Origin of the sequence: Nocardia sp. CC213A, from assembly GCF_030766805.1 — a bacterium.
In the GTDB taxonomy this organism is placed as follows: Bacteria; Actinomycetota; Actinomycetes; order Mycobacteriales; family Mycobacteriaceae; genus Nocardia; species Nocardia otitidiscaviarum.
Genome location: NZ_JASFXA010000021.1, coordinates 63,187 through 89,656 on the forward strand (window position 1 = coordinate 63,187; position 26,470 = coordinate 89,656).

Annotated in this window: 32 protein-coding genes and 1 pseudogene; 19 read left to right on the top strand and 14 right to left on the bottom strand. The window is 66.9% G+C overall.

Annotated features, from left to right (window positions below):
* Positions 1 to 7: 7 nt before the first annotated feature.
* Positions 8 to 454: a MarR family winged helix-turn-helix transcriptional regulator gene (locus tag QJS31_RS30285; protein WP_282776415.1), complete on the bottom strand. Its 447-nt coding sequence runs from the start codon at positions 452 to 454 to the stop codon at positions 8 to 10.
* 78 nt (positions 455 to 532) lie between these two features.
* Here QJS31_RS30285 and QJS31_RS30290 point away from each other — a divergent pair, with 78 nt between their 5' ends.
* Entirely contained in the window at positions 533 to 907 is a 375-nt protein-coding gene (locus tag QJS31_RS30290; RefSeq protein WP_282776417.1) for a cupin domain-containing protein, read from the top strand.
* Between the two features lie 26 nt (positions 908 to 933).
* Here QJS31_RS30290 and QJS31_RS30295 read toward each other — a convergent pair whose 3' ends face one another.
* From QJS31_RS30295 to QJS31_RS30310, 4 genes are all read right to left on the bottom strand, one after another.
* Positions 934 to 1,773: an ion transporter gene (locus QJS31_RS30295; RefSeq protein ID WP_282776419.1), complete on the bottom strand. Its 840-nt coding sequence runs from the start codon at positions 1,771 to 1,773 to the stop codon at positions 934 to 936.
* A gap of 138 nt (positions 1,774 to 1,911) precedes the next feature.
* Positions 1,912 to 2,487 carry a TerD family protein gene (locus QJS31_RS30300; RefSeq protein ID WP_029926806.1) on the bottom strand — a complete coding sequence of 192 codons (576 nt, stop codon included), beginning with the start codon at positions 2,485 to 2,487 and terminating at the stop codon, positions 1,912 to 1,914.
* Between the two features lie 253 nt (positions 2,488 to 2,740).
* Entirely contained in the window at positions 2,741 to 3,283 is a 543-nt protein-coding gene (locus tag QJS31_RS30305) for a DUF421 domain-containing protein (protein WP_282776422.1), read from the bottom strand.
* 140 nt (positions 3,284 to 3,423) lie between these two features.
* Positions 3,424 to 3,879: a hypothetical protein gene (locus QJS31_RS30310; protein ID WP_282776424.1), complete on the bottom strand. Its 456-nt coding sequence runs from the start codon at positions 3,877 to 3,879 to the stop codon at positions 3,424 to 3,426.
* 75 nt (positions 3,880 to 3,954) lie between these two features.
* Between QJS31_RS30310 and QJS31_RS30315 the strand changes: the two genes are divergently transcribed.
* On the top strand, positions 3,955 to 4,545 hold the full coding sequence (locus QJS31_RS30315; protein ID WP_282776425.1) for a TetR/AcrR family transcriptional regulator: 591 nt from the start codon (positions 3,955 to 3,957) through the stop codon (positions 4,543 to 4,545).
* A 27-nt stretch (positions 4,546 to 4,572) separates the two neighbouring features.
* Here QJS31_RS30315 and QJS31_RS30320 read toward each other — a convergent pair whose 3' ends face one another.
* Positions 4,573 to 4,995, bottom strand: a complete 423-nt coding sequence (locus QJS31_RS30320) for a nuclear transport factor 2 family protein (protein ID WP_306358338.1) — start codon at positions 4,993 to 4,995, stop codon at positions 4,573 to 4,575.
* Positions 4,996 to 5,126: 131 nt separating this feature from the next.
* Here QJS31_RS30320 and QJS31_RS30325 point away from each other — a divergent pair, with 131 nt between their 5' ends.
* Entirely contained in the window at positions 5,127 to 5,552 is a 426-nt protein-coding gene (locus QJS31_RS30325; protein WP_282776426.1) for a hypothetical protein, read from the top strand.
* Between the two features lie 15 nt (positions 5,553 to 5,567).
* Here the strand turns inward: QJS31_RS30325 and QJS31_RS30330 are convergent, their stop codons facing one another.
* From QJS31_RS30330 to QJS31_RS30355, 6 genes are all read right to left on the bottom strand, one after another.
* Positions 5,568 to 5,786, bottom strand: a complete 219-nt coding sequence (locus QJS31_RS30330) for a hypothetical protein (protein WP_306358294.1) — start codon at positions 5,784 to 5,786, stop codon at positions 5,568 to 5,570.
* Positions 5,787 to 5,979: 193 nt separating this feature from the next.
* Complete coding sequence (locus tag QJS31_RS30335; protein ID WP_282776427.1) at positions 5,980 to 7,449, bottom strand: amidase; 1,470 nt, start codon at positions 7,447 to 7,449, stop codon at positions 5,980 to 5,982.
* 20 nt (positions 7,450 to 7,469) lie between these two features.
* Complete coding sequence (locus QJS31_RS30340; protein ID WP_282776428.1) at positions 7,470 to 7,973, bottom strand: cupin domain-containing protein; 504 nt, start codon at positions 7,971 to 7,973, stop codon at positions 7,470 to 7,472.
* A gap of 102 nt (positions 7,974 to 8,075) precedes the next feature.
* A complete protein-coding gene (locus QJS31_RS30345; protein ID WP_282776477.1) occupies positions 8,076 to 9,125 on the bottom strand; it encodes an NAD(P)/FAD-dependent oxidoreductase in 1,050 nt (349 codons plus the stop codon).
* A gap of 189 nt (positions 9,126 to 9,314) precedes the next feature.
* Positions 9,315 to 9,440 carry a hypothetical protein gene (locus QJS31_RS30350; RefSeq protein WP_282776487.1) on the bottom strand — a complete coding sequence of 42 codons (126 nt, stop codon included), beginning with the start codon at positions 9,438 to 9,440 and terminating at the stop codon, positions 9,315 to 9,317.
* On the bottom strand, positions 9,413 to 9,631 hold the full coding sequence (locus QJS31_RS30355) for a helix-turn-helix domain-containing protein (RefSeq protein ID WP_306358339.1): 219 nt from the start codon (positions 9,629 to 9,631) through the stop codon (positions 9,413 to 9,415). Before QJS31_RS30355 ends, QJS31_RS30350 begins: the two co-directional genes overlap by 28 nt.
* Between QJS31_RS30355 and QJS31_RS30360 the strand changes: the two genes are divergently transcribed.
* The 7 genes from QJS31_RS30360 to arsA all read left to right on the top strand — a co-directional run bounded on the left by QJS31_RS30360 (position 9,584) and on the right by arsA (position 16,104).
* The gene (locus tag QJS31_RS30360; protein ID WP_282776479.1) at positions 9,584 to 9,916 is read left to right on the top strand and encodes a nuclear transport factor 2 family protein; all 333 of its coding nucleotides are present in this window, start codon (positions 9,584 to 9,586) and stop codon (positions 9,914 to 9,916) included. The two genes, QJS31_RS30355 and QJS31_RS30360, sit on opposite strands and share 48 nt — an antisense overlap.
* A 217-nt stretch (positions 9,917 to 10,133) precedes the next feature.
* Complete coding sequence (locus QJS31_RS30365) at positions 10,134 to 11,954, top strand: hypothetical protein (RefSeq protein WP_282776430.1); 1,821 nt, start codon at positions 10,134 to 10,136, stop codon at positions 11,952 to 11,954.
* A gap of 474 nt (positions 11,955 to 12,428) precedes the next feature.
* Entirely contained in the window at positions 12,429 to 12,743 is a 315-nt protein-coding gene (locus QJS31_RS30370) for a helix-turn-helix transcriptional regulator (RefSeq protein WP_282776431.1), read from the top strand.
* On the top strand, positions 12,740 to 13,480 hold the full coding sequence (locus tag QJS31_RS30375) for an MIP/aquaporin family protein (RefSeq protein WP_282776432.1): 741 nt from the start codon (positions 12,740 to 12,742) through the stop codon (positions 13,478 to 13,480). Before QJS31_RS30370 ends, QJS31_RS30375 begins: the two co-directional genes overlap by 4 nt.
* A 16-nt stretch (positions 13,481 to 13,496) precedes the next feature.
* The gene (locus QJS31_RS30380; RefSeq protein WP_282776433.1) at positions 13,497 to 13,907 is read left to right on the top strand and encodes an arsenate reductase ArsC; all 411 of its coding nucleotides are present in this window, start codon (positions 13,497 to 13,499) and stop codon (positions 13,905 to 13,907) included.
* Between the two features lie 11 nt (positions 13,908 to 13,918).
* Positions 13,919 to 14,311: an arsenite efflux transporter metallochaperone ArsD gene (gene arsD, locus QJS31_RS30385; RefSeq protein WP_282776434.1), complete on the top strand. Its 393-nt coding sequence runs from the start codon at positions 13,919 to 13,921 to the stop codon at positions 14,309 to 14,311.
* Positions 14,311 to 16,104 (top strand): arsenical pump-driving ATPase, encoded by a 1,794-nt coding sequence (gene arsA, locus QJS31_RS30390; protein ID WP_306358295.1) that lies wholly within the window; start codon positions 14,311 to 14,313, stop codon positions 16,102 to 16,104. The genes arsD and arsA overlap by 1 nt, the downstream gene beginning before the upstream one ends.
* 9 nt (positions 16,105 to 16,113) lie before the next feature.
* Here arsA and QJS31_RS30395 read toward each other — a convergent pair whose 3' ends face one another.
* On the bottom strand, positions 16,114 to 16,785 hold the full coding sequence (locus tag QJS31_RS30395) for an arsenate reductase ArsC (RefSeq protein ID WP_306358296.1): 672 nt from the start codon (positions 16,783 to 16,785) through the stop codon (positions 16,114 to 16,116).
* A gap of 41 nt (positions 16,786 to 16,826) precedes the next feature.
* A complete protein-coding gene (locus QJS31_RS30400; protein ID WP_282776437.1) occupies positions 16,827 to 17,525 on the bottom strand; it encodes a helix-turn-helix domain-containing protein in 699 nt (232 codons plus the stop codon).
* Positions 17,526 to 17,589: 64 nt separating this feature from the next.
* On the opposite strand from QJS31_RS30400, the pseudogene trxB reads away from it, so the two are divergent.
* The 9 genes and pseudogenes from trxB to QJS31_RS30445 all read left to right on the top strand — a co-directional run.
* Positions 17,590 to 18,549 (top strand): annotated as a pseudogene (trxB, locus tag QJS31_RS30405) (thioredoxin-disulfide reductase); the annotation flags it as partial.
* Between the two features lie 60 nt (positions 18,550 to 18,609).
* Complete coding sequence (locus tag QJS31_RS30410) at positions 18,610 to 19,104, top strand: low molecular weight phosphatase family protein (protein ID WP_282776481.1); 495 nt, start codon at positions 18,610 to 18,612, stop codon at positions 19,102 to 19,104.
* 121 nt (positions 19,105 to 19,225) lie between these two features.
* The gene (locus tag QJS31_RS30415; RefSeq protein ID WP_282776438.1) at positions 19,226 to 20,185 is read left to right on the top strand and encodes a PstS family phosphate ABC transporter substrate-binding protein; all 960 of its coding nucleotides are present in this window, start codon (positions 19,226 to 19,228) and stop codon (positions 20,183 to 20,185) included.
* Positions 20,182 to 21,168 (top strand): phosphate ABC transporter permease subunit PstC, encoded by a 987-nt coding sequence (gene pstC, locus QJS31_RS30420; RefSeq protein WP_282776439.1) that lies wholly within the window; start codon positions 20,182 to 20,184, stop codon positions 21,166 to 21,168. The genes QJS31_RS30415 and pstC overlap by 4 nt, the downstream gene beginning before the upstream one ends.
* Positions 21,168 to 22,067: a phosphate ABC transporter permease PstA gene (pstA, locus tag QJS31_RS30425; RefSeq protein WP_282776440.1), complete on the top strand. Its 900-nt coding sequence runs from the start codon at positions 21,168 to 21,170 to the stop codon at positions 22,065 to 22,067. The genes pstC and pstA overlap by 1 nt, the downstream gene beginning before the upstream one ends.
* Before the next feature lie 22 nt (positions 22,068 to 22,089).
* Positions 22,090 to 22,956, top strand: a complete 867-nt coding sequence (gene pstB, locus QJS31_RS30430; RefSeq protein WP_282776441.1) for a phosphate ABC transporter ATP-binding protein PstB — start codon at positions 22,090 to 22,092, stop codon at positions 22,954 to 22,956.
* A gap of 1 nt (position 22,957) precedes the next feature.
* Positions 22,958 to 23,758, top strand: coding sequence for a response regulator transcription factor (locus tag QJS31_RS30435; protein WP_282776442.1), 801 nt, complete (start codon positions 22,958 to 22,960; stop codon positions 23,756 to 23,758).
* 14 nt (positions 23,759 to 23,772) lie between these two features.
* Positions 23,773 to 24,132, top strand: coding sequence for a helix-turn-helix transcriptional regulator (locus QJS31_RS30440; protein ID WP_282776443.1), 360 nt, complete (start codon positions 23,773 to 23,775; stop codon positions 24,130 to 24,132).
* A 171-nt stretch (positions 24,133 to 24,303) separates the two neighbouring features.
* A complete protein-coding gene (locus tag QJS31_RS30445) occupies positions 24,304 to 26,352 on the top strand; it encodes a PhoX family phosphatase (RefSeq protein ID WP_282776444.1) in 2,049 nt (682 codons plus the stop codon).
* Positions 26,353 to 26,470 lie beyond the last annotated feature (118 nt).

The following is a 26,470-nucleotide window of genomic DNA, read 5'->3' on the forward strand; positions in this document are numbered from 1 at the left end:
TCCGCACTCACCAGGCCGCGGGTCGGACCCGTCCGGGCGTCACCACCTGCGCCAGCACGTCCCGCAGCGCGCCCAGTGTCGAATCGCCGAGCGTGGCGGCCCAGCGGGCGGTGAGGTCCGCCGCGGCGGCATCGGCCGCCCGGGTGCAGGCCCATCCGCGCTCGGTCAGGGTGATCAGCCGGGCGCGGGAATCCTGCGGATGCGGATTGCGCTCCGCGTAGCCCTTGCGAACCAGCTCGTCCACCAGCTGACTGGCCGCCTGCTTGGTCACCCCGAGGTGTTCGGCGATCTCCCCGACCGCGGCCCCGTGTGGGGCCATGCGGGCGAAGGCGAACCCGTGCGTCGGCCGCACATCGGTGAATCCGGCCGCCACCACACCCGCGTGGATGGCATCGGTGACCTCCGCGGCGGCGGCGAGCAGGAGCAGCGGCAGGTCCTGAGCGGAAGCGGGCATAGGGGAGATTTTGGCACTTGACAAGAAGGTCAACAAGCTTGACTATTTAGACAAGTTGCTTGACCGATAGGAGTGTCGATGCCCGTAGTCCGCGCCGCCGATGCACCCGTGCACCACCTGCACGGCTCCCGTTTCACCCCGCTGATCCGCCCGTCCTCCGGCAGCGCCGAGGTCTGCGTCTGGAAAGTGGAGGTGGCCCCCGCCACCGCCGGTGTCCCGCACCGCATTCTGCGTGAGGAGGCCTTCGTCCTGCTCGACGGTGCGATCACCCTCACCGTTGACGGCGTCACCGCCACCCTCGCACCCGGCGACGCCGCAGTCGCCCCCACCGGCTCGACCATCGCCCTCGGCAATGACTCCGACGGCCCTGCCACCGTGCTGGTGTCCACCACCGTCGGCTTCACCGGAGAGCTGCTCGACGGCACCGTGGTAGCACCGCCCTGGGCGAACTGACCGCTCCGCCCGACCGGAAAGGCGTTCTACACCAGTCGCTCTCGGTCCAGGCCGCGTTCGAGCGCGTCGAGCCGGGCGTTGACGGTACGCAGCAGCTCCAGCATTTCCTGGCGCTCCGCGTGCGCAGCCGTCTCGCGCGCCTCGAGCTCGGCGCGCTGATCCTGGTCATGGATTTCCTGGGTGGCGCTGACGATGATCGCGATGAACAGATTCAGCACCACGAAGCTGGTGAGCAGGATGAACGGCACGAAATACAGCCAGGCGTAGGAGTATTCGGTCATGACCGGGCGGGCGATGCCCATCGACCAGCTTTCCAGCGTCATGATCTGGAACAGGCTGTAGAGGCTGCGGCCGAGATCGCCGAACCAGTCCGGGAACCGCTGGCCGAACATCTCGGTGCCGACGACGGCGAACACGTAGAACAGCAGTCCCAGCAGCGCCGCGGACCAGCCGATGCCGGGCAGGGCCTGGGCCAGCGAGTCGACCAGCATGCGCAGCCGCCGCACCGTCGACAGCAGCCGCATCACCCGCAGCACCCGCAGGGTGCGCAGCACCGACAGCGGCCCCACGGCGGGCACCAGCGCGATACCGATGATCGCGAAATCGAAGATGTTCCAACCGGATCGGAAGAACCGCGGTCCGGTCGCGATCAGCTTCAGCAGCAGCTCCACCACGAATACCGCCAGCAAGGCGCGGTCCAGGCCCGCCAGCAGATCTCCGGCATGCGCCCGCGCCGCCGCGGAGGTCTCGACGCCGAGCACCACCGCATTGCCCAGGATGAGCGCGGTTGTCGCGCTGCGTACCCGCGGCGAGTCGACCCACCGCTCCAAGGCCACCCGCCAGTCTGCTCGGGATGCAGAGCCCACCGTATCCTCCACCGCCACACTCTCTTTCGGAGTTCGAACCCCGGAGAGCTTGGCATCGAGCGGACGGCGTGTCGAATCGTGCGGATGGTCCTGGGAGCGTGCGGGTCTGCCCGCCCCGGGCAGTGGCCGAGGCCGGCCTCAGATATTGACGCCGTAGTCGCGGGCGATGCCCGCCAGCCCCGAGGCGTAGCCCTGCCCGACGGCCCGGAACTTCCACTCCGCACCATTGCGGTACAGCTCCCCGAACACCATCGCCGTCTCGGTGGAGGCGTCCTCGGTGAGGTCGTAGCGCGCCAGCTCGGTGCCGTTGCTGCGATCCACCACCCGGATGAACGCATTGCGAACCTGGCCGAACGACTGCTGCCGCGTCGCGGCCTCGTGGATCGACACCGGGAAGAAGATATTGGTGATCGTCGGCGGCGTATTCGCCAGATCGACATTGATCACCTCGTCGTCGCCCTCGCCCTCACCCGTGAGGTTGTCGCCGGTGTGCTCGATGCTCCCTTCGGGCGACCGCAGGTTGTTGTAGAAGATGAAGTGCTGATCCGACAGCACCTTCCGATCCGCGCCGCACGCCAAGGCGCTCGCGTCGAGATCGAAGTCCGTCCCCGTGGTGGATCGCACATCCCATCCGAGTCCGACCGCCACCGCGGTCAGATTCGGTGCCTGCTTCGACAGCGAGACATTGCCACCCTTGGCCAGACTGACACCCATCGTGAATTCCTCCCTCGTCCTTACTCCTCGGCCCGGCGGATCGTCCGCCGTGACCGGCTCGTGCGCGCGACCTGCGGCAGCTTCGACCATAGTGTTTCGGAGCAGCGGCATGTCGGCGGTGCGCGGACGAACCTGTCAGGACCCGGCGACGCGGACCGATCCCGCTCAGCTGGGGCGGTCGCATCGGTCATCCATTTCACCCGCTCGTCGCGCGCTGATCCGGGTTCCGTAGCGTGGGACGTGCTCCGTTCGCTCAGTCGCGGGCGCGTCCCTGATCGAGGAGTTCCGCCCCGACGACGTCGGCGAGCAGGCTGGGATCGATCGGTCGGTCCGAACGCAGCACACTGATGCCGCCGGACGGTTCGAAGATCACGGCACCGACGTCGTCGGGACGGCTGATGCCCGCCTGCCGCAACCGGGAATGCAGCTCCGACCGGGACACGTGACAGGTGCGCAGATGCGACTCCAACACCTCCCGTCCCGCCATCAGCAGCACCGGCCGGTTGACCACCCGCGAGCCGACCCGGGTACCCCGCACCACCCCGACGAGGGCCTGAATGGTCATGAGCGTCACCAGCGCGACAACCCCACCGGCGAGACGCGGCGAGTCCCCCAGCGCCGCCCGACCGATCACCGCCCCGAACGCGATCACCGCGACCAGATCGAAACTCGACATCCCCGACAACACCCGCTGCCCGAGCAGCCGCACCAGGACCACCATCACGAGGTACATCCCGGCCGTGGCGAACACGACCGCCAACGCCCCCTCGACCGAGATCCCGAGCAGCTCAAACATCGCGCTCATCCCGACGCGACGGCCAGGGTTTCGACATGTTCGGCATCATCCGGCCAGCGTACGAACTCCGCCCGGCTCGATACGCGCGAGCCCGTTCGGCTATCGGGTCCGCGCCGCGGCGGCCATGGCCGAAGGTCGGATCAGGCGCTTCCGGCCGCCGTCGCGTGCCGACGGGCACCACTGTGTTGCCGACTCGGAGCGATCACCGCCGCACCGAAAGCGAGGCAGGCGATTCCGAAGGTGAGGATGGGTGGGGGCAGTTTGATGACGGCCGCGGCGAGGGCGAACGCGCCGAGTGAGAAGGCGAGACCGACGAAGGCGATCGGGCGGGTTCGCTCGATCGGGTCGGTGCGGCGTGCGGCCAGGAGGAACAGCACGCCCGCCAGCAGCATGCTGCAACCCATGGCGATGCTGAATCCCATATTCAGGGTGTAGAGGTCGTTGGAGCCGCCCGCGAGTGCGAAGCGCTCGCGGCGCATCACCTGTTCCGCGGCGGTGTCCGCGACGACGAACCGCGAGACGATATCGGCCGTGGCGTGGATTCCGCCGGTCGCGATCCAACTCCACGCGCCGATTCGATAGGGGAGATAACGCATAGCCGCTCCTCGTCCGGGCTGCGCGGGCAGGTCCGCTACAGCTGTAGTGGATGCTACAGCTGTAGTGTCGAGGTTGTGGAACGAAGTGCGCGAGATCGCAAAACCCTGCTGGCGGACGCGGCGACCGACATCATCGGCACCGAAGGTCTTCGAGGGCTCACCCACCGCGCCACCGACGCACGGGCCGGGCTGCCGTCGGGAACCTGTAGCTACCACTACCCGGCGCGCAGCGACCTGCTCGCCGCGGTGCTGCACCGCATCAGCGAACTCGACCGCGCCGATATCGACCGGTACCGGCCCGGCCCCCTCACGCCGGACCTGGACCCGGGCCTACTCGTCGACGGCACCACCGCGACCCTGTCGCACTGGCTCGGCCCGGCCCGCATCCGCAGTCGCGCCAGCATGATCCTGCGGCTCGACCCGGGCAGCCGCGCACTGATCGAGTCGGCGATGGGAAGCGTCATCGCCGAATTCCACGCGATGGCGTCGGCGCTCACCGGCGACCCCCACCGCGCCCGGCTGGCCATCGCCCTCATCGACGGGATCCTGTTCGACGAACTCACCCGCGGACCCGAACCGGTCGATCTCGATCAACTCCGCGCTCAGGTCGCGGCCGTCGTCCGGGTGACTCTGCCCGAGCGCGAAAGCCTGCCGCACCGTGGGTGACGCCGACCGCGGAAGCCGTTCACCGGCTCATGTCCCGGATGCCGGACTAGCCGCCGCGCCTTCGACGGCTGCGGTGAGATCGATGATCGCACCGTCGTGCACCGCCACCACGTCGAGCGCCATCGCCACGAACGCGTCCCGCCGCTCGTCCCGCCAATAGGTGCCGAACGCGGGCTGACCGTTCGCGACCGTCGCCAGGAACCGCCAACGGAACCGGGCCGGACCCGCGATCAGGAAGTCTCGAATCTCGCTACGGCCGGCATACCATTCGGGCAACGGCGGCATGGCGTAGCGGGCGTCGGCCGCGAGCAGAGCCACGATGGCGTCGATGTCCGCAGCCTCCCAGGCGGCGGTGTAGTCGCTGGCCAGCTGGCGGGCCCGCGGATCGTCCGGCCCGCGTGACGGCGCGGGCCGATCGGAACGTTTTCGCCCCCCGTGGGCAGGTCGTATCGCGGCAGACCATGGTCAAGCCCTGGGTTTTCGGGGTTTCGACCCCGGACGGATTCTGCAACCCTGGCGACGCGTACGGCTCTCCGGCTGAGCGCCGGAGCGATCACCACGACACGAAGGATCGCCGAACCATGAGAATCGCAGGATCGACCGCCGCCTGGGCGGGCGCGCTGTTCCTACCGGCCGTGTTGGCTCCCGCGGCCTCCGCGGAGGTGGACGACATCACCATTTACGCTTGGGGCAACAGTGAAGTACCGGTCGCCTGCGATTTCGTGGGAGCCAACTGCACGGTCATGGCCCGCATGTTCGGCCCCGACTACGACCTGCCCGCCACCGTGACCATCAACGGCCGCGACCTGGATTCGCCTGAGCGCCTGGACTATCCGGACCGGGAGCGCAGCGCGATACGCGGCACCTGGCGACCCCCGGCCAAGGGCACGTACACCATCGTGGCCACCCAGGGTTCCTCCACCAAAACGCTCACCGTCGAGATCACCGGTGACCCCCAACTCGGCACCGGTTCGCTGTCGGGGCTGCCCAGCGGTTCCAGCAGCTGACCGTGCGCGGCGTCGTCATCCCTCGGACGAGAGGCCGCTGGGAATGGGTATCCGGGTCAGGAGGCAGAAGAGCAGGGACGGCAGATCGCGAGGGTTGTAGCAGGGATCGCCGACTGCTTGGGCCGCGCTGGGCCGGGACTCCTCCAGCGGCACAGCCCCGGCAGGAGCGACGGCGGCCACCGGCGCGGCCGCGAGGACGATGGCGAAAACACTGGCGCGGAAGCAATTACGCATGAAGGTCCGTTCTGTTGGTTGCCAACTGAGGACAGACTGCCAGGGTCGCGTGGTCCGAACAACACCAATTCGGCAACTGTTGATCAGCTACGCTTATCGGTGCTGGACACATTGCGTATCAGTCACCCGGATCGGAATCGCACACTGCCGCAACGATTCACGGCACAGCTTCCCCGGAATGACACCGAGGCGATCATGAGGCATCGCGCTCGGCATCGACACTCCCGACCCGGTCGGGGGGCGGGATCGGCTGTGGCTGGGCGTCGATTCGCGCCCACGGCATCGCTTCCTCGAGTTCGAAGGCGAGTTCGAGCAGGGTGCGTTCGTCTCCGATGTTCGCCGACAGGTGCGATGCCAGCGGCAGACCCGATCGCGTTCGGTGGAGAGGGAGCGTGATGGCAGGCGTGCCCGAGATGTTGTTCAGCGGCGCGTAACAGTCGAAGGCGCTCAGTCGCTCCAACCACGAATCGAACGGCTGATCCGGCGACAGGTGGCCGAGAACCGGCGTCGAGTGCGCGACCACGGGCGACAGCAGTACGTCCACGTGGTCGAATGTCGATCTGAATCGCTTCTGCACCTGTCGAAGTCGATGCAGAGCGATCGGTGTGCGGATGAACGCGCGCCGGTACTGATCGCAGAGGCCGCTGGTTGTCGTCTCGAGTTCGGCCCGGTCGAGGCCGGACCCGACGATCTGAGTGGCGGCCATCCGGATGGAGGTCATGAGCAGCCCCATATACAGCAGGTAGTCGTTCAGGAAGTCCGCTCGGACGGGCATCGCTACCGCGGTGACGTGGTGCCCGAGAGATGCCAGCAGATCCGCCGTGACCCGGATGGATTCCCGCGTTTCCCGGTCGACCGGGCTCGAGGTGGGAGCGGACAGGACTCCGATTCTCAAGCGAGTACGACTGGCACCGGCCACATCGCACACGGGGCGCAGTCGGGGGTTTCGGTAGCGGCGCTCGGCCTCGAACATCATGCGTGCCGTATCGCGAACCGACCGCGTGAGGACGCCCTGAACCGCGATTCTGAGCGGCATGGCCTTCTCCGAAACATCTTCCACCAGTCGTCCACGGGACGGTTTGAGGCCCACGAGACCACACGCCGCGGCGGGGATCCGGATGGATCCGCCCGCGTCGGTGGCGTGGGCGATGGGAACCACCCCGGAGGCGACCAACGCCGCGGCGCCGCCCGACGAACCGCCCGCGGAATAGTCGGTGTTCCAAGGGTTTCGGACCGGTTCGGCGCGCGAGTACTCGCAGGTGACATTGAACGCGAACTCGGGTAGCCGGGTCTTCCCGATCGGGATCATTCCGGTGCGCACCATCTGGTCGACGAAGTGTCCGTTCGCCGAAGCAGGGGCCGCGCGAAACGAGGTGCTGCCGAACTGTGTCGGCAGCCCGGCCATGGCGGTGTTGTCCTTGATCGCGGTCGGCACGCCGCCGAAGGCCCCACCGCCACAACGGTCACTGGCGGACACTGCGCGATCGAAGTCTTCGATGGCGAGGCCGCGCAGAATCGGGTCCGCGTCGTGTGCCCGGGCGATGGCGGCCTCGACGACTTCGCGCGCCGAGACCTCGCCCGAGGCGATGCGCGTCGCGATCCCGCACGCATCCAGATCGGCGAGTGCGTCGTCCCTGAAGGTGTGGACGCGATTGTTCTCCATGCTCTCGAACCTCCGCCGCTCTACACGGGCGGCAGGTCGTAGGGCATGACCTCGATCCCGTATTGCCCGGCGACGACCGGACATTCGGTGCCGCCTCGGGGCGCTTCCTGCGTCGGATCCGTAAGGATGGTGCCGTCCTCCAGGAACATGCCCTCCAGACCGGCGGGTGCCACGAGGATGAGCATCCGTGCATTGCGGTCGGTTTCGTTGCGGAAACCACGAACCACCCCGACCGAAGCGTTGAGGAACGTCCCCGGCCCCGCGGGGATGCGTTCGGTCTCGGTGTAGAAGGCGACCTCGCCGTCCAGGACGAAGAACGCCTCCTCCTCACGGCTGTGCACGTGGAACGGCGAGCCCTCCCCGGGGCGCAGAGTAGCTTCGAAAAGGGAGAATTTGTCGTTGGTTTCGGCGCTGGTGGCCAGGAAGCGGTAGACGATCCCGCCCGATGCGACCCGCAGGCCCTCGCCCGGGGCGCACACGGTGGGAAGTTGCACGTCGGTGGCTGTCGTCTCGTTGTTCTTCATGTGAGTGCTCCTTTTACAGTGGTTGGTCGTCGAGCAGTGTGCTCTGCGGTTCGGCGCCGGTCTCGCGAACGCGTGACCGTGGTGTCGTGCGAGATGTGGTGTTCAGGACAGTGGCGAGCGGGGGTCGGAACGCTTCGCGTGCAGGACGATCGCGCTGACCTCACGTTCCATCGCGGGCGAGAACATGTCGTCCGGCGGCACTTGGTCTCGCCGGGCGAGGGCGGTGTCGACATCCCGCTCGAGGAGGTATCCGTTGATCGCGATAGCGGCGGCGGATCCGGCACCCGCGGCGGTGATCACCTGTGCCCGAGGGTCGGCCACGTTTCCGGCCGCCCAGATGCCCGGCACACTGGTTCGGCCGGTCCCGTCCACGGTGACGAATCCGTGGGTTCCGACATCGCATCCGATCCCGGTCAGCAGGGAGTCGTTGGGTATGAATCTGGGGCCGACGAAGAGCGCCGCTCGGGGGACGAGTCGCCCGTCCTCGAGCTCGACCGCGCGGAGCCGATCGTCGTCGACGACGATGCCGCGCACGGGTCCCTCGACGATCTCGACACCGCGAGCGTGGATGCGAGCTCGTTCTCCGTCCGTCAGCTCGATGCCATTGGGGAAGAAGACCACATCGCTCGACCACTGCGGGAGCAGCAATGCCTGGTGGATGGACAGTTCTCGGACATCGCCCCCCAGGACGCCGATCGGTTCGTCGCGGACCTCGTAGCCGTGGCAGAAGGGGCAGTGCAGGACATCGATGCCCCACCGCTGCCGCAGCCCGGGGACGTCCGGCAGTTCGTCCCGGAGGCCGGTGCTGACCAGGATCGCACGGGTTTCGAGCTCTCGCCCATCGGTCAGCTGCACAACGAATCCCGGATCGACTCCACGCCAGGAGATTTCGGTGACGTGCTCGTCGATGAGATCGACGCCGTATTCGCGTGCTTCCTGCCGTCCGGTGGCCACCAGGGCGGCGGGCGGCGTTCCGTCCCGCGACAGGAACCCGTGCACGTGCGCGGCGGGCCCGTTCCGAGGGAGGTGGCTGTCGATCACCGCGACGGCGCGGCGGGCGCGTCCGAGCACCTGCGCGGCGGTCAGGCCGGCGGCGCCACCGCCGATGATGACGACATCGAGAAGACTGTCGGTGGTGCTGTCTCGCTGCATGACCTGAGCGTGCCCGCGGCGGACCGGCGGCGGCAAAGAAGCTTGCTGTTTCCGCAACGGATTGCCGTACTCGATGCGCCAGTCCTCGGCGCATCCGTCGAGGGAACCTAGGTATTCGTCCGTATCGGAGCGCACGGATGTTCCAGGCAGTAACCCTCCGCCGGTCCTCCCCGCAGGTCACTGACTTTCTCAGTACATGCGCGCGTTGTAGGGCCTGGAATCGACCGCCAGTACCGCGCACCCGATGACGCCGCCCATCAGCACGGCTTTGGTGATGAGGTTGGTGGTCACCTGGGGCGCGAGCCCCAGTCCCATAGGACCCGCAGTACCGGGACAAGCGCGTGTCCGCGTTCGGTGAGCGTGTAGCAGACTCGGGCCGGCCACCCGGGTGTGCGTCTGCGCTCGACGACTCCAGCCCCGGTCAGCTGGGTCAGCCGGTCGGAGAGGACCACGATTTCCTGGCCGGACTGCGGGGATTCCTGCCAGGGTTCGATGCCACGCGGCACCTACTGGGTCCGATCGTGGTTGAGCTGGATTCCGAGACCACGGCGACGGCGCGGTCTCACGCCCGAGTCACGCACGTGCTCACCGAGGCCGTCGGCGAACGGATCTGGGTGATCGGCTGCCGCTACACGATCGGCCTCACCCGGCGGAACGACACCTGGCTGCTGTCGTCGTCTCGGGTACGCATCTCGTACGAGGAAGACAGCCGCGAACTGGAAACCACCGCGCGCCAACGGGTGACCGCAGCATCGGGATCGTGCGTCTGTTTTCGGTTGTCGCGAGTCTGACTGTGGTGCTGGCGACAGCGGGATGCACAGGGGCAGAGTCGAATTCTCATGTCGCTCCTATCACGAGCACAACGGAATCGGTGCAGCCGGCGGTTGAGGGCGCACCCAGGTGGTCGATCGACAACTGATGCGTCACGATGTGCGGACCGGTGCCCCGCTGTGGGCGCAGCCATTGCCCGCGGGCGTGGTTACCGAGGACACGGTGGGAATCCACGGTATGACCGCGCCCGCCGAGCCGGAGTATCTGCCGGTGAACGTGTATGAGCCTACGCGGACGCCGTGGGCGCTGGTGGAGGCGGAGACGGGCCCGGTCCTGCCCGGGCGTCTGCCGAGCCGCGGCTGGCATCTTGTCGGCGCTGGCACGTTCCTGGTCGGGTCTGATCACGATGATCCTCACTTCCGAGTCTTCTTGAAGCGTGTCGACGCCGAGAAGGCCACAGCACCAGAGGAATCCATTGTCTACAGCGGCCGACGAGCCGACGGCGAATGTGAGCTGGCGCTTGCCCCGTGGGGCAGCGACGAATTCATCGGTAGCGGGTCACGCATTGCCGCGGTGACCTCCGATGGGCGACCGCAGCTGTTCGATCTCGCAACGGGAGACGCGGTGTGGATCGGTTCTGCCGCGGGGGTTTCCATCGATGGCGACGATCAAGCGGTGCTCGTACGCGAGCAGGCTGACCGGGGCGCGCTGTCCTTGCTGGATATGTCCACCGGGACGACACGATGGACCATCCCCGATCCCGGTTTGGAAACTACGTCGGCGTCGTGGCGGACGATCGTCACCCATAGCCGGGTGGCGTTACAGGGCTGGGATGACGAGGGCCCCCGCCACTCAGGTGTACGACAGCATGAGCATCCCACCGGTTCGTGGGATCCTTGGCGGGTGATGGAGGCGGCGCGGTATGAGTTGGCGCGGATGCGGGGGTCGGCGGGCGTGTGGCGGGAGCTGCGCTATGAGCGGGCCACGGGTGCCGATGGATACGACTGCGACCGGAACGCGGTGCGGCGAGCGACCGTGTTGTGGGCGTTGCAATACGATCGCGGACCCGACGACCTCCCATTGATTCGATGGGTGGCCGAGCAGGAGGCGCGGTGCCGCCGCGAGGCGCCGTTCCAGGGGTTGAGCGAGGAGACCGACCTGGCCGGTCTGCTGCTCGCCGAGTACCGGCGAGTGGAGGACGTGTGGCTGCACTGGGAGATCAAGCGAGCCAATTTCGACACCTGGTGTGGCTATGACCGCGAGTATCTCTGCGCTGCCGGGGTGCGGGCCACGATCGCCTACGTGCGCGACAGCGGGCACGCCGACCGGGGCCCGGTACTCGAGCTTCTGCTCGACGGAGAGGGTCGGCCGTGCGTGTCCGAGGACGGGTTGGCGAAGTGGTGGCAGCGGCAGCGGTCGCGCTTCCCCGCTGATCCTGGTGCCGAGGACCCGCTGACCTGGGTTGGGCGCGCGAAACTGGCCGGCGACCGTGAACTGGCACGCCGGGAGCTGGACCGGTGGCTCGCCGGTCGTGAGCGGGACAGTGCCACATTGGGGCAGCTCCGCCACCAGTTGGCTGATTTAGGGGCCCACGCCGAAGCGGCCCGGGTCCAGCGAGAGAGCCTGGTGTACGCCGAAACCCCTTGGGACTCGGCGTCGTCCTGGCTCGCCCTGGCCGGACTGGAGCGCCGGGCCGACAACCACCATGCCGCCTGGGATGCGCTCCGCGAGTGCCGCCGAGCCCTCGACGGCGTGTCCGGATGGGCAGAAGTGGGCCTGGGGCGGATGTACGTGGAGGAGCTGTTCCTGCTGGTCGGTTCCGCAGAGGGCGAGCTGGGCGAGGAGGTGTTCGCCGAGGCGGACCGGCAGGCACGCGACGTACCCGGCTTGCCGTTGGCGGCATTGCGGTCCGCTGTCGCCGCGGCCGACAAGGTCGGTGACCAGTCCCGAGTGGAGCACTATCAAAATCTCCACGATGCCGAGCAACGCCGCATCGACGCAGAGTTGGCCCTCACCCGCGATGCCTCGAGTCCTTCCGAACCAGGCCAGCGCACATGAGCGGACAACCGTTCGCCTGTGCCAGGGCGGCAAGCATTCTGAGCGACTACAAGCCCTGATGTCGCTCGGGCACCCCACGTCGTCGCTGATGAAACGGCGAAACCCCTGACCAGAATTCTTCGGTCAGGGGTTTCTCGCTGTGCGCCATCAGGGACTTTGACACACTTTGCCCGCCTACAGACAGGCTGTAGGGGTTCATGCGCTAGACGTTAGCCCTCGGATCGGGGCCGGTCAAGGCCGTAAATTTGCCGACCCTGGACTGGTCGCAGGCCCGAATCTGCGGTGAGTTGAGAACAGCATCTTTGCGCCTCCCTTGGTCCAGCGCGAGGCGTGGTTCGTGAACTTTGGGGTGTGGGGCGGGGTGGGTTCACCAGGTGTTCGCTTGCTTACCGATTCAATGACTGTCAATATCGACGAGTGTCTAAGTCAGGTCTGCCGATCGTCGCGGTGTCGGAGCCGTGCGAGGTCGCGTCGATGGCGCAGGAGCCGTTGACTGCTGATGCCGCTGCCCGGATGGCGGTTGTGTTCAAGGCGTTGTCGGATCCGGTGCGTTTGCGGTTGCTGAGCGTGGTTGTCAGCCATGTCGGGCAGGAAGCGTGCGTGTGTGATCTGTCGGACGGGTTCGATGTCAGTCAGCCCACCATCTCCCATCATTTGAAGGTGCTGCGTGAGGCAGGGTTGCTGAGCAGTGAGCGGCGTGGGTCGTGGGTGTACTACCGGGCGGAACCGGCGGCGCTGCGACAGCTGTCGCATCTGCTGACTGCCGAGGCCGGGGAGTTGGGGCAGTGAACAGGCTCGCGCGTCGGTTGGTGGCCGAGTTTCTCGGGACCGCGCTGTTGGTGACGGTGGTCGTCGGCTCGGGCATCGCTGCCGAGCAGCTCTCGCCCGGCAATGTCGGATTGCAGTTGCTGGAGAATTCGACGGCGACGGTGTTCGGGCTCGCGGTTCTGATCCTGGTGTTCGGTCCGATCTCCGGCGCGCATTTCAATCCGGTGGTGTCGGCGGCGGATTGGCTGATGGGCCGCCGCCGGGGCACCGGTATCACCGGTGTCGATTTGCTCGGCTATATCGTCGCGCAGGTAGCCGGCGGTTCGGTGGGAGCGGTGTTGGCCAATGCCATGTTCGATCTGCCTGCCTTCCAGATCTCGACGCACGACCGCATTACCGGCGGGCACCTGCTCGGTGAGGTGGTGGCGACGGCGGGACTCATCGCGGTGATCTTCGCGTTGGCGCGCTCGGGGCGCGCGGCTCTGTCTGCTGCCGCGGTCGGGGCGTATATCGGTGCGGCGTACTGGTTTACCAGTTCGACATCGTTCGCGAATCCCGCGGTCACCATCGGCCGGATCTTCTCCGATACGTTCGCCGGTATCGCTCCGGGTTCGGCGCCGGGTTACATTGCCGCCCAAATGCTCGGTGCCGCCATCGGATTGGCTGCCATCGCGTGGCTGTATCCCGACAGCGCTGGGACTGCGGACGATGTCATCGTCCCGCACGAGACCACCGAACAGCTCCCCGCTTCCTCCTGAAAGGACTTCTCCGCTCATGGCATCCAAGCCCAGCGTGCTCTTCGTCTGCGTGCACAACGCCGGACGCTCTCAAATGGCGCAGGGGTTCCTCGCCCACCTGGCGGGTGAGGACATCGAGGTGCGCTCCGCCGGTAGCGCACCGGGGGACAGCCTCAATCCCGCCGCCGTCGAGGCCATGTCCGAGCTCGGCATCGACATCACCGATCAGTCTCCGAAGATTCTCACCCCGGACGCCGTCGAAGCCTCCACTGTCGTCATCACCATGGGTTGCGGCGACGCCTGCCCATATTTCCCGGGTGTGGATTACCGCGATTGGAAGCTCGAAGATCCTGCTGGCAAGGGAGTCGAGGCTGTACGTCCCATCCGCGACGAGATCCGCAAGCGCGTCGAGGATCTGATCGCCGAACTGCTTCCCGCCCGCGCCTGAGAGGAATGCCCGTGAGCACCGTCGAGATCTTCGAGCCCGCCCTGTGCTGCAACACCGGCGTCTGCGGCCCCGACGTCGATCAGACGCTGGTGGAATTCTCCGCCGACCTGGATTGGGTAACGAGCCGGGGCGGCACGGTTGCTCGCCACAACCTCGCGGGCGACCCAATGGTATTCGCGGCCAATGACGCGGTCCGGAGGTTCCTGGAGCTGTCCGGATCCGAAGGGCTGCCGTTGGTCCTGGTCGACGGCGTGACCGTGTTGACCGGGCAGTATCCCAGCCGCGACCAGCTCGCGCGCTGGGCCGGAGTATCGGAACCCGCGCGGGTGTCGCCACCGGGCGGAGTTCGGTTGCTCGATCTGTCGGCGAGCACGTCGTGTGAACCCGACAGCGGCTGCTGCTGATGTCGGTCGCACAACCGGGATTCCTCACCGATCCGCCGCGCTTTCTGCTGTTCACCGGTAAAGGCGGGGTGGGCAAGACCTCTGTCGCCTGTGCGTCGGCACTCGCGCTCGCGCGTTCCGGCCGCACGGTGCTGCTGGTCAGCACCGATCCGGCGTCCAACCTCGGGCATGTTTTCGGCGTGACCGTCGGTGCGACCGTCACCCCGGCGCCCGCGGTTTCCGGGCTGTCGCTGCTGGAGATCGATCCGGAGCAGACCGCGCACGCGTACCGGGAGCGGATAATAGGGCCGGTCCGGAACCTGCTGCCCGTCAAGGAGATCGAGGCCATCACCGAGCAGCTGTCGGGCTCCTGCACCACCGAGATCGCCTCGTTCAACGAGTTCACCGGTCTGCTGGCCGAGAGCGCCGCGGCGGAGTTCGATCACATCGTGTTCGACACCGCGCCCACCGGGCACACCATCCGGCTGCTGCAGTTGCCGGGCGCGTGGACGGACTTCCTGGACAACGGGAAGAGCGACGCCAGCTGCCTGGGCCCGCTGTCGGGTCTGGAGCGGCAGCGCGCGGACTATGCCGCCGCTGTTGCGGCACTTCAGGATCCGGCTCGTAGCCGCCTGGTGCTGGTCGCTCGCGCGCAGCCCTCGACGCTCGCCGAACTCGACCGCACCGCGACCGAACTCGCGGCCACCGGGATCCGCAGCCGTTTTCTCGTCCTCAACGCCATGCTGCCCCAGCCCGCCGATGGTGATCCGCTGGCCGAGGCCATCTACGGCCGCGAGCAGGCGGCGGTGGCCGCCATGCCCGCGACGCTGGCCGGATTGCCCTGCGACCGGCTCGAACTCGCTCCGGTCGATATCGTCGGACTGTCGGCCCTCGACCACCTGTTCACCGGTTACCCCGAGACGGCGGCAGAGCCCGGCGAGATCCCCGTGCCTGCGATTCCCGACGCGCCTCTTGCGGCGTTGGTCGACGACTTGGAAGTCGCCGGGCACGGTCTGATCCTGTGCATGGGTAAGGGCGGTGTCGGCAAGACCACCATCGCCGAAGCACTGTCGGTCGCCCTCGCGGCCCGTGGGCACGACGTGCACCTGACCACCACCGACCCCGCCGCGCACGTGGACGCCACCATCGCCGACGGATTGGCGAATCTGGAGGTGTCGCGCATCGATCCGGCCGAGGCCACCGACGCCTATCGCGAGCGCGTCCTCGCCACGAAGGGCGCGAAACTCGATGCGCAGGGCCGAGCCGCGCTGGCGGAGGATCTACGGTCACCGTGCATCGAGGAGGTCGCGGTCTTCCAAGCCTTCTCGCGCATCGTGCACCAATCCCGTCATCGGTTCGTCGTCGTCGACACCGCACCCACCGGCCATACCCTGCTGCTGCTCGACGCGACCGGCTCCTATCACCGAGAAGTCGCGCGGCAGATGGGCGAAAGCCGGTCCTTCACAACACCGTTGATGCGATTGCAGGACCCCGAGGAAACCAAGGTCGTACTCGTCACGCTCGCGGAGACGACCCCCGTCCTGGAGGCCGCAGAGCTGCAGGCTGATCTGGAACGCGCCGGCATCACGCCATGGGCCTGGGTGATCAACAACTCCGTCGCCGCAGCGGGTACCGAATCGCCGCTGCTGCGACGGCGTAGCTGGGGTGAGGCAGCCGAGATCCGCAGGGTGGCATCGGAGTACGCCACCCGCTGCGCGGTAGTGCCCGCGCAGGCCGTCAGTCCGGTGGGAGTCGCCGCACTGGCCTCCCTGACCGGCGCCGTCGTGGATCGGGCGGGCGCGTCCACGCATTAGGGGCCGAACTCAGGAGATCGGGACGTCGAGTTCGGTGAGCAGGCGCCGGACTCGCTGTTCGATCTCGTCGCGGATCGGGCGGACCGTGGCGACGTCGGCACCGGCGGGATCGTCGAGAACCCATTCCTCGTAGCGGCGGCCAGGGTATATCGGGCACGCGTCGCCGCAGCCCATCGTGATGATGACGTCGGCGGCGCGGACGATCTCCTCGGTCCAGGGTTTGGGGAACTCTCCCGCGATATCGATGCCGACCTCGGCCATGGCCGCGATGGCCGCGGAGTTGATCTCCCCGGCGGGCTCCGAGCCGCCCGACCAGGCGACGGCGTGCTCCCCGGCGAGCTGGGTGAACCAGCCCAGTGCCATCTGGGAACGACCGGCGTTGTGCGTGCACAGGAACAGGACCGTGGGCTTGCCGTCGGTGATCTTGCCTTCCACCTTGGCCAGGGCGCGCAGGCGCTGGCGGGCGAACCGTTCGGCGAGCAGCGGCAGGAAGTTGACAATCGTTGCCCGACCGGCGAATTGGTCGTAGGAGGAGTGCAGGAACCGTTCGATGGTCTCCACACCGAAGGTGGTGGCGAACTCCGATTGCAGTCGGGTCGCGGCGGTTTTGAGCGGCAGCTTCTGATCGATGGACAGTTCCGCGCGCCGGTGATCCGGCTCAGTGACGGGTGATTCTGTCATGACAAGCTCCTGGATTGCTGGAAGAAAGGTGAGGACGGAAATCAGGGGTGCGGGGCTTCGCCCGCGACGTGTTCGACCGTGGCCGCGACCCGCTCGACGCGGTCGGCGATGAGCTCGAGCGCGTGGTCGAACGCCTCGTCGGTTCCGGCGGGGACCGGATCCGGGATCGACCAGTGCAGGCGTTCGATTCCCGAGGGCAGCTCCTCGTGCGCGTTGTCGCAGACGGCGATGACGAGATCGCCGGATCGCAGCAGGCCCTCGATGCCTTGCGGTCGTCGAGGGCGCATCGGGATCCGGTGTCGGTGAGCCGTCGCCACGGCACCGGGATGCACCTGTTCGGCGGGGTGGGTGCCCGCCGAGATCACCGGCACGCTACTGCGTTGCGCCCAGGCCGCTGCGGCGAGCTGGGACCGCGCCGTGTTGCGACTGCACACGAATACGACCCGCGTCGCCGCATATCTGCTGTGCGGCAGCAGCTTTCCTTCGAAACCGGGCAGCAGGCGCAGATAGCTGCGCCGCCGATCTCCCTCGGACCGGCCGCGTTCCACCAACCCCACGCGTTCAAGCACCTTGAGGTGATGTGCCATCAGATTCGTCGGGATCGACAACAGCCCGCACAACTCCGACGACGACATGTCACCGACGGCCAGCGCATCCACGATGCGTAGCCGGGTGGTATCGGCCAACGCGGCATGCACGTCGGCACGCCGCTCCGCAGACCAAGATTGCTCAGTACTCATTGACTCAATGATCACTGAGCAATAATGTGGTGTCAAGACCCGGCACGACCCGAAGGAAGCTCCCATGACATCTCCCGCCACGGTTCACGACCTGATCATCGTCGGCTCCGGACCTGCGGGGTACACCGCCGGAATCTATGCCGCCCGAGCGGAACTCGCGCCGGTGCTGTTCGAGGGAACTCAGTTCGGCGGCGCGTTGATGACGACCACCGAGGTGGAGAATTTCCCCGGGTTCCGCGACGGCATCATGGGCCCCGACCTCATGGAACAGATGCGTGAACAGGCCCGGCGGTTCGGCGCCGACGTTCGCACCGAAGACGTCGCCGAACTCGACCTGGCCGGGCCGATCAAGAAGGTCGTCGCCGGGGATACCGTCCATCGAGCCCACGCCGTCATCCTGGCGATGGGCGCGGCGGCTCGATACCTTGGTGTACCGGGCGAAGCCGCCCTGCTCGGGCGCGGCGTCAGCGCCTGCGCGACCTGCGATGGATTCTTCTTCCGCGGCCAGGACATCGCGGTGATCGGCGGTGGCGACTCCGCCATGGAGGAGGCGACCTTCCTCACTCGGTTCGCCCGCAGCGTCACCCTGGTGCATCGACGGGAGGAATTCCGGGCCTCGCGAATCATGGTGGAGCGAGCCAAGGCGAACCCGAAGATCCGATTCCTCACCAGCGTCGAGCCGGTCGAGATCGTCGGAGAGGGCAGCGTCACCGGTCTGGTGGTCCGCCATGCCGTCACGGGCCGGCAGTTCACCCTCGAAGTGACCGGCGTCTTCGTCGCCATCGGCCATGACCCGCGCAACGAACTCGTCAAAGGCCAGGTCGAACTCGATGCTGCGGGCTACGTGCGCGTGCAGTCACCGACCACGGCCACCTCGCTGGACGGCGTATTCGCCGCCGGTGATCTCGTGGACCACACCTATCGGCAGGCGATCACCGCCGCGGGCACCGGATGCTCCGCCGCCATCGACGCCGAGCGGTGGCTCGCCCAGCGCGGGGACCTCGCCGCCAATACGCTCACCGCCGGAGAACTCGTCACGACCGGGGTGTCTCATTCGTCGGCGAAGAAGCCGTCGGTGCTGTTCGTGTGCGTCAAGAACGGTGGGAAGTCGCAGATGGCTGCCGGTTTGATGCGCCATGCCAGCGGCGGCAGTGTCGATGTGTACTCCGCCGGCACCGAACCCGGCGTCGCTCTCAACGCCCTGTCGGTCGAAGCGCTGCTCGAGCTCGGTGTGGACATCACTGGTGAAACACCGAAAGCCATTGATCCACAGTTGCTTTACGACGTCGACCTCGTCGTCACGCTCGGTCGCGAAGCTCGGCTCGACCCGGTGCCCGGCACGCGATCGGAGAACTGGGACACCGATGAGCCCTCCGAGCGCGGGATCGACGGGATCGAGCGCATGCGCCTGATCCGCGACGACATCGCCACCCGCGTGCGCGAGCTGTCGGAGTCGCTGAACTCCCCGTCCGAGGCGAGGGTCGCAGGATATTTACCTGTGCCGCAAGGCAATTCCGATGCCGAGGCGTACCGGGCCACATCCATCTCCGTTTCTGGATCGAAATTTATCGGCCTTTAGGCATGGTGTCCGTTCCGCGTTCACGCCCCGTTCACATCGAAATATTTCGATACAGATGTCCCGGGATGAGGGTCCGACCGCGGCGGCCGGGCAACGGGATTGAACAGGAAGGCAATTCACCATGACGATGCGCCAAGTCAAGCGCGTGCACCTGCTGGTACTCGGCGCCGTCACCGCGCTGACCGTGACCGCCTGCGGCGGGGGTGATTCCGGTAGCGGCGAAGATCTGTCCGGTCCGGTCGTCATCGACGGATCGTCGACGGTGGAGCCGTTGTCGGCCGCCGCGGGCGAGCTGTTCATGGAGAAGAACTCCGGAGTCCGGGTGACGGTCGGAACATCCGGTACCGGTGGCGGATTCAAGAAGTTCTGCAACGGCGAGACCGACATTTCCGACGCGTCGCGTCCGATCAAGGACTCCGAGAAGCAACAGTGCTCGGGCAACGGGATCAACTACAGCCAGATCCAGGTGGCCAACGACGCGCTGACGGTCGTGGTGCACAAGGACAACACCTGGGCCAAGTGCCTGACCGTGGCGCAGTTGAAGAAGATCTGGGAGCCGAACTCGACGGTCAAGAACTGGAGCGAGGTCGACCCGTCGTTCCCGAACGAACCGCTGACTCTGTATGGCGCGGGCGCGGATTCGGGCACCTTCGACTACTTCACCGAGGCGATCAACGGCAAGGAAGGCGACACCCGCACCGACTACAACCCGTCCGAGGACGACAACATCACCGTCCAGGGGGTGGCCGGCGCCAAGGGTGCGATGGGCTACTTCGGTTTCTCCTACTTCGAGGAGAACGCCGCCAAGTTGCGGGCGGTCGAAATCGACGGCGGCAGCGGCTGTGTCGCGCCGTCGGTGCAGGCGGCTCAGGACAACACCTACAAGCCGCTGGCTCGCCCGCTGTTCATCTACGTCTCCGACAGGGGCGTGAAGAAGCCGCAGGTGGAGAAGTTCGTCGAGTTCTACATCGACAACAACACCGAGATCGTGGAGGCGGCCCAGTTCGTGCCGATGACCTCCGCGCAGATCAGCGATGCGCGAGCCGACCTCGCAGATATCAAGGACAAGGCCGGTCAATGACCGTCCGACAGCGCGATACCGAAGGCCGCCCGGAATCGGGCGGCCCCTCGGCCGTGTGGACGGGCGCGCCGGTCGATCTGCGCCCGCAGAGCTCCCGCATCGGGGAGAAGATCATTCGGCTGTCGCTGCTGGGCTCGGCGTTGCTGTCGGTGGTGGTCACCGTCGGCATCGTGCTGTCGCTGTTCCTGCCGCTGGGCGAGTTCTTTCGCCATGTCGGGGTCATCGAGTTCCTGTTCGGCACCGAGTGGACCGCCGCGTTCGGCGACAAGTTCGCCTGGGACGACAAATCCTGGGGTGTGCTGCCCCTGGTTGTCTCCACGTTGATGATCACCGCCATCTCGCTCGTCGTGGCGGTGCCGTTCGGCTTGGGAACGGCGATCTACCTCAGCGAGTACGCACCCGAGCGGGCGCGGCGAATCCTCAAGCCGCTGTTGGAGATTCTCGCGGGCATCCCGACGGTGGTCTACGGTTTTCTGGCGTTGACGATCATCACGCCGATCCTGGCGCGGTTCATCACCTTCGAGGGCATCTACACCAATCTCGCGCCGGGCATCGTGATGGGTTTCATGATCGTACCCACGGTCGCCTCGCTCAGCGAGGACGCCATGTCCGCGGTCCCGCTGGAATTGCGGCAGGGCTCCTACGCGCTCGGCGCCAACCGCATGAAAACCACACTGCGCGTGGTGTTCCCGGCCGCCATCTCGGGCATCGTGGCCGCCATCGTGCTCGGCATCTCCCGCGCGATCGGCGAGACCATGATCGTGACGATCGCCGCCGGCAGCCGCCCGCACCTGTCGTTCGACCCGCGCGAGGGCGCGCAGACCATGACCGGATTCATCGCGCAGATCGCCTCCGGCGACGCCCCGCACGGCAGCCCGGTGTACTACGCCCTGTTCGCCGTCGGCGCGCTGCTGTTCCTGATGACCCTGGTGATCAACCTGATCAGCATCCGGCTGGTCCGCAAGTATCGGCAGGTGTATTGATGCAGTTCCACACTCCGACAGCCGATCTGGTTCGAAACCTGCGGTCCGGACGTCGCCGCGACACCGCCTCGATCGTCTTCGCATTGACCCTGTGGGCGTGTCTGGCCGTGGTGACGGTGTTCCTGTTCTTCATCCTCGCGATCATCGTGCAGAAGGGGCTGCTGCGCTTCGACGCCGACCTGGTCACCGAACAGCCGTCGAAGATCCGCCCCCAGAACGCGGGAGTGGCCTCGGCGCTGTGGGGCACCATCTGGGTGTGCCTGCTCACCGCGGCCATCGCGCTGCCGCTCGGCATCGGCGCGGCGGTGTACATGGAGGAGTACGCCGATCAAACGCGGTGGTGGAATCGCTTGATCGAGTTGAACATCCAGAACCTGGCGGCGGTGCCCGCCGTCATCTACGGCATCCTCACCCTCGCGTTCGTCGTGCGCGGCCCGATCTCGATCGGCGGGGTGGTGCTGGCCGGTGGCATCGCGCTGGCCCTGCTGATCCTGCCGGTCATCATCATCACCACCCGGGAGGCGATGCGCGCGGTGCCGCGCGAGATCCGCGACGGCTCACTGGCTTTGGGTGCGACACTGTGGCAGACCACGTGGAAGCAGACCCTGCCCGCCGCCATTCCGGGCATCACCACCGGCGCGATCCTGGCGCTGTCGCGGGCCATCGGCGAGGCCGCGCCGCTGATCCTGGTGGGCGCCACGACCTTCGTGACCTTCAACCCCGACGGCGTGTTCTCCCGCTACACCACACTGCCGGTGCAGATCTACAACCTCGTCCCGCAGGACCGCCAGGCATTTCGCGATCTGGCCTATGCCGCGATCCTGCTGCTGATCATCGTCCTGCTCGCCATGAACGCGGTCGCGATCTGGCTGCGCAACCGCTACCAGCGCCGGTGGTGAACCGCCAGTGAAGGAGTCAACCATGCCCCCTGCCGAAACCGATGCCGTGGGCACCCGGACACCGCTGATCAATATCGAGCGTCCCGGTGAACTTCCGCCGGTGGAAGGCGATCCCGACGGCGTCATCTCCCTCGACGATCTCGAGGTGTACTACGGGGACTTCCGTGCCGTCACCGATGTGGATATGAATTTCGGCAGCCGGGAGATCACCGCGCTCATCGGCCCGTCGGGCTGCGGCAAATCCACGGTGCTGCGTTGCCTCAACCGCATGAACGATCTGGTGCCGGGGGCGCGCGTGGTCGGCCGGGTCGCCTATCACGGGGTGGACATCTACGCCCCGGAGGTCGACGTCATCGAGGTGCGCCGCCGCATCGGCATGGTGTTCCAGAAACCCAACCCGTTCCCGAAATCCATCTACGACAACGTCGCCTACGGTCCGCGCGTCACCGGCATGAACGGCAATATGGACGAGACCGTCGAGAAAGCGTTGCGCGGCGCGGCATTGTGGGACGAGGTCAAGGACAAGCTCAAGCAGAACGCTTACGGGCTGTCCGGTGGTCAGCAGCAGCGCCTGTGCATTGCGCGGGCGATTGCCACCTCGCCGGAGGTGATCCTGATGGACGAGCCGTGTTCGGCGCTGGACCCGATCGCCACCGGCAAGATCGAAGATCTGATGGCGGAGTTGGCGAAACGGTTCACCATCATCATTGTCACCCACAATATGCAGCAGGCCGCCCGCGTCTCGCAGCGCACCGCGTTCTTCACCGCCGAAGCCGACGAGAAGGGCCAGCGCACCGGACGACTGGTCGAATACACCACCACCGAACAGCTTTTCGCGAACCCGCAGGACCCGCGCACCGAGTCCTATATCTCCGGCCGGTTCGGCTGACATGGACGACGCGCTGGTGGCAGCGTGGGAGGGCTCGGACACACAGTTCCGCACGCGTCGCCGCATCTGTGTCACCGAGGCGCTGCGCCGCCGCGATCGGCTCGCGGTGCTCGTCATCGACGATGCCGACATCGCCGCCGCGCTCGCGCTGGCGGTGACCGGGCAGGAGGTCGAACTACGGGTCTGCGCCGATCCCGCCGTCGCGCTGCTCGCGCTGGGCCGCATGTGCCCGGACGCGGTGGTGCTGGGCCCGGTCCGCGGGCTGCTGGGCCCGATCGAGTTCCTCGACGTCGTCCGCCGAGACGAACCCGACCTGCCCATCGTCGTCGGCGCGGACGCCGAATCGGGAGAATTCGCTACCGAGGCCACCGGTGCCGGAGCGACGGCGGTGGTGCGCCGCCCGTACCGGGCGGTGGAGTTGCTGACCATCCTGGGGTCGTTGGCGGGCAGGCCGGGGGCACTCGAGCTCCGGCCGGTGCCGATCGATCTGGGGCGGCTGCGTATCGACGGGATCGTGCCGCGCATGTGGCTCGACGGCCACGAGATCGCCTTGCCGCCCATGGAATTCACGCTGCTGCGGTACCTGGCCGAGCGCCCCGGCGCGGTCGTCACTCGCAAGGAGCTGATCCGGGTGCTGTGGGGCGACCGGTCCGCGGCCAGCAACAGCCTGACCGTGCACATCATGCGACTGCGACGACGGCTCGGCGACTACGACCGCCACCCGGAGTGGATCCGGGCCGTACGCCGACTCGGCTACCAGTTCGAGGTGCCGACTCGTTCATCGGACGTTCACACTGAGTGACCACGATGTCGATCATGGCATCGTCACCCACCTCGACCGCGCCCCCGGCAGTACTCGCCACCGATGACCACGACGCGGTGGCGAAGTTGTTCAAGGCGCTCGGCGACCCCATCCGGGTGAAACTGCTGACCCTGGTCCACCACGCGCCGCAGGGCGAAAGCTGCTTCTGCGATCTGGCCGAAGAGTTCGACATGCCCCAATCCAGCCTCAGCCACCATCTGAAGATCCTGGTCGCGGCCGGAATCCTCACTCGCGAACGACGAGGCACCTGGAGTTGGTACCGCGTCGATCACGATGCCCTCGACACCATGGAAGCCATCCTGCGGACCGGCGGGCCGCTACGCAGCCATCGCTGCGATAATCGCGCGTGCTGACCGGACGGCATCCGGGACAGAGACCGCTTCGCGGTGCGGGGCGGCAAGACCGACCTGCGCCGGATTGAATCCAAAAATATCGATCAATTTGTGCGGTATTCATCTGCGCTACTCCTCGGGATAGCCCAGCGCGCTTAGCGTCCGGCTGGTCGAATCAGCCCAGGAGTAGTTGTGAACCTGAAACCGCTCGCCCTCTTCGTAAAACACGACGGGCAGTCCTCGCGCGCCGCCCTCACCTGCCAGTACAAGTGCGGAAACGCATGCTCGCATGAGGTGTCGAACACCTCGGAGGGCGAATACTTCGGCGACATCGTCTCGGCGATGTCGCGCCGTGGCGTGCTCAAAGGAGGCGCGGCCGCCGTGCTCGCAGTGGGAGCGGGCAGCCTGCTCGCCGCCTGCGGCGACGACGAAACCGCACCGACCGCTACCGGCGGTAGCCCGGGAACCGGCACGGAATTCACCATCGTCGCACCGAATACCAAGGACGAGGTCGTCATCCCGGAGGGCTACGACCAGCAGGTCGTGATCCGCTGGGGCGACCCGGTGCTCGCCGACGCCCCGAAGTTCGACTTCGACAACCAAACCGCCGCCGCGCAAGCCAAGCAGTTCGGATTCAACGCCGATTACGCTGCCCTGCTGCCCATTCCCGGCGAATCGAACAAGTATCTACTCGTCGTCAGCCACGAGTACACCACCGAACCGATGATGTTCCGCGGCTTCCAATCGGAGACGGTGACCCGCGAGCAGTACGACATCGCCTTGGCCGCACACGGTTTGACGGTCGTCGAAGTCCATGGAGAAACCGGGTCCGGCAAGCTCACCCCGGCCTTCTCCCGCTACAACCGGCGTATCACCGCGACCAGCGAGATCAAGTTCACCGGCCCCGCCGCGGGCAGCGATGTGCTCAAGACCTCCGCCGATCCCTCCGGCACCACCGTGCTGGGCACCCTCAACAACTGCGGTGGCGGCGTGACGCCCTGGGGCACTGTGCTGTCGGGCGAAGAGAACTTCAACGGCTACTTCGCCGGCGAGGCCGCCGACCCCACCGCCGCCGCCCGCGCGAAACGCTACGGCGTCGGCAAGGTCGATACTCCGCGCCACTGGGAACGGTTCGACAAGCGCTTCGATGTCGCCCAGGAACCCAACGAAGCCAACCGATTCGGCTGGGTCCTCGAAATCGACCCCTGGGATCCCGATGCCGCACCGGTCAAACACACCGCCCTGGGCCGATACAAGCACGAGAGCGCCGAAATCCACGTGACCGCCGATGGCACGGTCGTGTCCTACATGGGTGACGACGAGCGATTCGAATACATCTACAAGTTCGTCTCCTCGAAGAAGATCAAGTCCGGCACCGACGCCGCCACCCGCCGGGCGAACATGACCATCCTCGACGAGGGCACCCTGTATGTCGCCAAGTTCACCGGCGACCACCCCGACCAGATCGACGGATCCGGAAAAGTCCCCTCGGACAAGGGATTCACCGGAACCGGACAGTGGCTGCCACTGCTCGAAGCGCGAGCCGGTGGGCAGAGCGTATCGCTGGTCGAGGGCATGAGCGCCGCGGACGTCGCCGTCTTCACGCGCCTGGCCGCCGACAAGGTCGGCGCCACCAAGATGGATCGCCCCGAGGACATCCAGCCGAACCCGAAAACCGGCAAGGTGTATGCCGCCCTGACCAACAACTCCAACCGCGGCAAGGAAGGATACGCGGGCGTCGACGAGGTCAACCCCCGCAACCAGAACAAGAACGGTCAGATCCTCGAGATCGACGACGACCACAAGGGCACCACGTTCACCTGGTCGCTGCTGCTGGTCTGCGGTGACCCCAAGGCCGCCGACACCTACTTCGCCGGTTTCGACAAGAACCAGGTCAGCCCGATCTCCTGCCCGGACAACGTCGCCTTCGACCCGCACGGCAACCTGTGGATCTCCACCGACGGCAATGCGCTCAAATCCAACGACGGCCTGTTCTCCGTCGTCCTCGAGGGCGACCGCCGCGGCGAGACCAAACAATTCCTCACCGTCCCGATCGGCGCGGAAACCTGCGGACCGATCATCGAGGAGAACCGGGTCCTGGTGTGCGTCCAGCACCCGGGCGAATCCGACACCGCCACCCCCGACAACCCGACCTCGCACTGGCCCGACGGCGGCACCGCGCAGCCCCGCCCCTCGGTCGTCGTGGTCTGGAAGCGCGACGGCGGGCAAATCGGCAGGTAAGCATCCGCGCCGCACGGTTCGCCCCTGACCGGGGGCGCTGTCCGCCGGCTCACCGATAATTGACGTGATAGGCGGGTTCGCGACGGCATTGGCCGCCGGGAACCCGCCATCTCCGCAG

Bases quoted from the DNA above. Each gene is read 5' to 3' on its own strand.
- QJS31_RS30285 (WP_282776415.1), bottom strand. From the start codon at position 454: ATGCCCGCTTCCGCTCAGGACCTGCCGCTGCTCCTGCTCGCCGCCGCC.
- QJS31_RS30290 (WP_282776417.1), top strand. From the start codon at position 533: ATGCCCGTAGTCCGCGCCGCCGATGCACCCGTGCACCACCTGCACGGC.
- QJS31_RS30300 (WP_029926806.1), bottom strand. From the start codon at position 2,487: ATGGGTGTCAGTCTGGCCAAGGGTGGCAATGTCTCGCTGTCGAAGCAG.
- QJS31_RS30305 (WP_282776422.1), bottom strand. From the start codon at position 3,283: ATGTTTGAGCTGCTCGGGATCTCGGTCGAGGGGGCGTTGGCGGTCGTG.
- QJS31_RS30310 (WP_282776424.1), bottom strand. From the start codon at position 3,879: ATGCGTTATCTCCCCTATCGAATCGGCGCGTGGAGTTGGATCGCGACC.
- QJS31_RS30325 (WP_282776426.1), top strand. From the start codon at position 5,127: ATGAGAATCGCAGGATCGACCGCCGCCTGGGCGGGCGCGCTGTTCCTA.
- QJS31_RS30330 (WP_306358294.1), bottom strand. From the start codon at position 5,786: ATGCGTAATTGCTTCCGCGCCAGTGTTTTCGCCATCGTCCTCGCGGCC.
- QJS31_RS30335 (WP_282776427.1), bottom strand. From the start codon at position 7,449: ATGGAGAACAATCGCGTCCACACCTTCAGGGACGACGCACTCGCCGAT.
- QJS31_RS30340 (WP_282776428.1), bottom strand. From the start codon at position 7,973: ATGAAGAACAACGAGACGACAGCCACCGACGTGCAACTTCCCACCGTG.
- QJS31_RS30345 (WP_282776477.1), bottom strand. From the start codon at position 9,125: ATGCAGCGAGACAGCACCACCGACAGTCTTCTCGATGTCGTCATCATC.
- QJS31_RS30350 (WP_282776487.1), bottom strand. From the start codon at position 9,440: ATGGGACTGGGGCTCGCGCCCCAGGTGACCACCAACCTCATCACCAAA.
- QJS31_RS30365 (WP_282776430.1), top strand. From the start codon at position 10,134: ATGACCGCGCCCGCCGAGCCGGAGTATCTGCCGGTGAACGTGTATGAG.
- QJS31_RS30370 (WP_282776431.1), top strand. From the start codon at position 12,429: ATGGCGCAGGAGCCGTTGACTGCTGATGCCGCTGCCCGGATGGCGGTT.
- QJS31_RS30380 (WP_282776433.1), top strand. From the start codon at position 13,497: ATGGCATCCAAGCCCAGCGTGCTCTTCGTCTGCGTGCACAACGCCGGA.
- arsA (WP_306358295.1), top strand. From the start codon at position 14,311: ATGTCGGTCGCACAACCGGGATTCCTCACCGATCCGCCGCGCTTTCTG.
- QJS31_RS30395 (WP_306358296.1), bottom strand. From the start codon at position 16,785: ATGACAGAATCACCCGTCACTGAGCCGGATCACCGGCGCGCGGAACTG.
- QJS31_RS30400 (WP_282776437.1), bottom strand. From the start codon at position 17,525: ATGAGTACTGAGCAATCTTGGTCTGCGGAGCGGCGTGCCGACGTGCAT.
- QJS31_RS30415 (WP_282776438.1), top strand. From the start codon at position 19,226: ATGACGATGCGCCAAGTCAAGCGCGTGCACCTGCTGGTACTCGGCGCC.
- pstC (WP_282776439.1), top strand. From the start codon at position 20,182: ATGACCGTCCGACAGCGCGATACCGAAGGCCGCCCGGAATCGGGCGGC.
- pstA (WP_282776440.1), top strand. From the start codon at position 21,168: ATGCAGTTCCACACTCCGACAGCCGATCTGGTTCGAAACCTGCGGTCC.
- pstB (WP_282776441.1), top strand. From the start codon at position 22,090: ATGCCCCCTGCCGAAACCGATGCCGTGGGCACCCGGACACCGCTGATC.
- QJS31_RS30435 (WP_282776442.1), top strand. From the start codon at position 22,958: ATGGACGACGCGCTGGTGGCAGCGTGGGAGGGCTCGGACACACAGTTC.
- QJS31_RS30440 (WP_282776443.1), top strand. From the start codon at position 23,773: ATGGCATCGTCACCCACCTCGACCGCGCCCCCGGCAGTACTCGCCACC.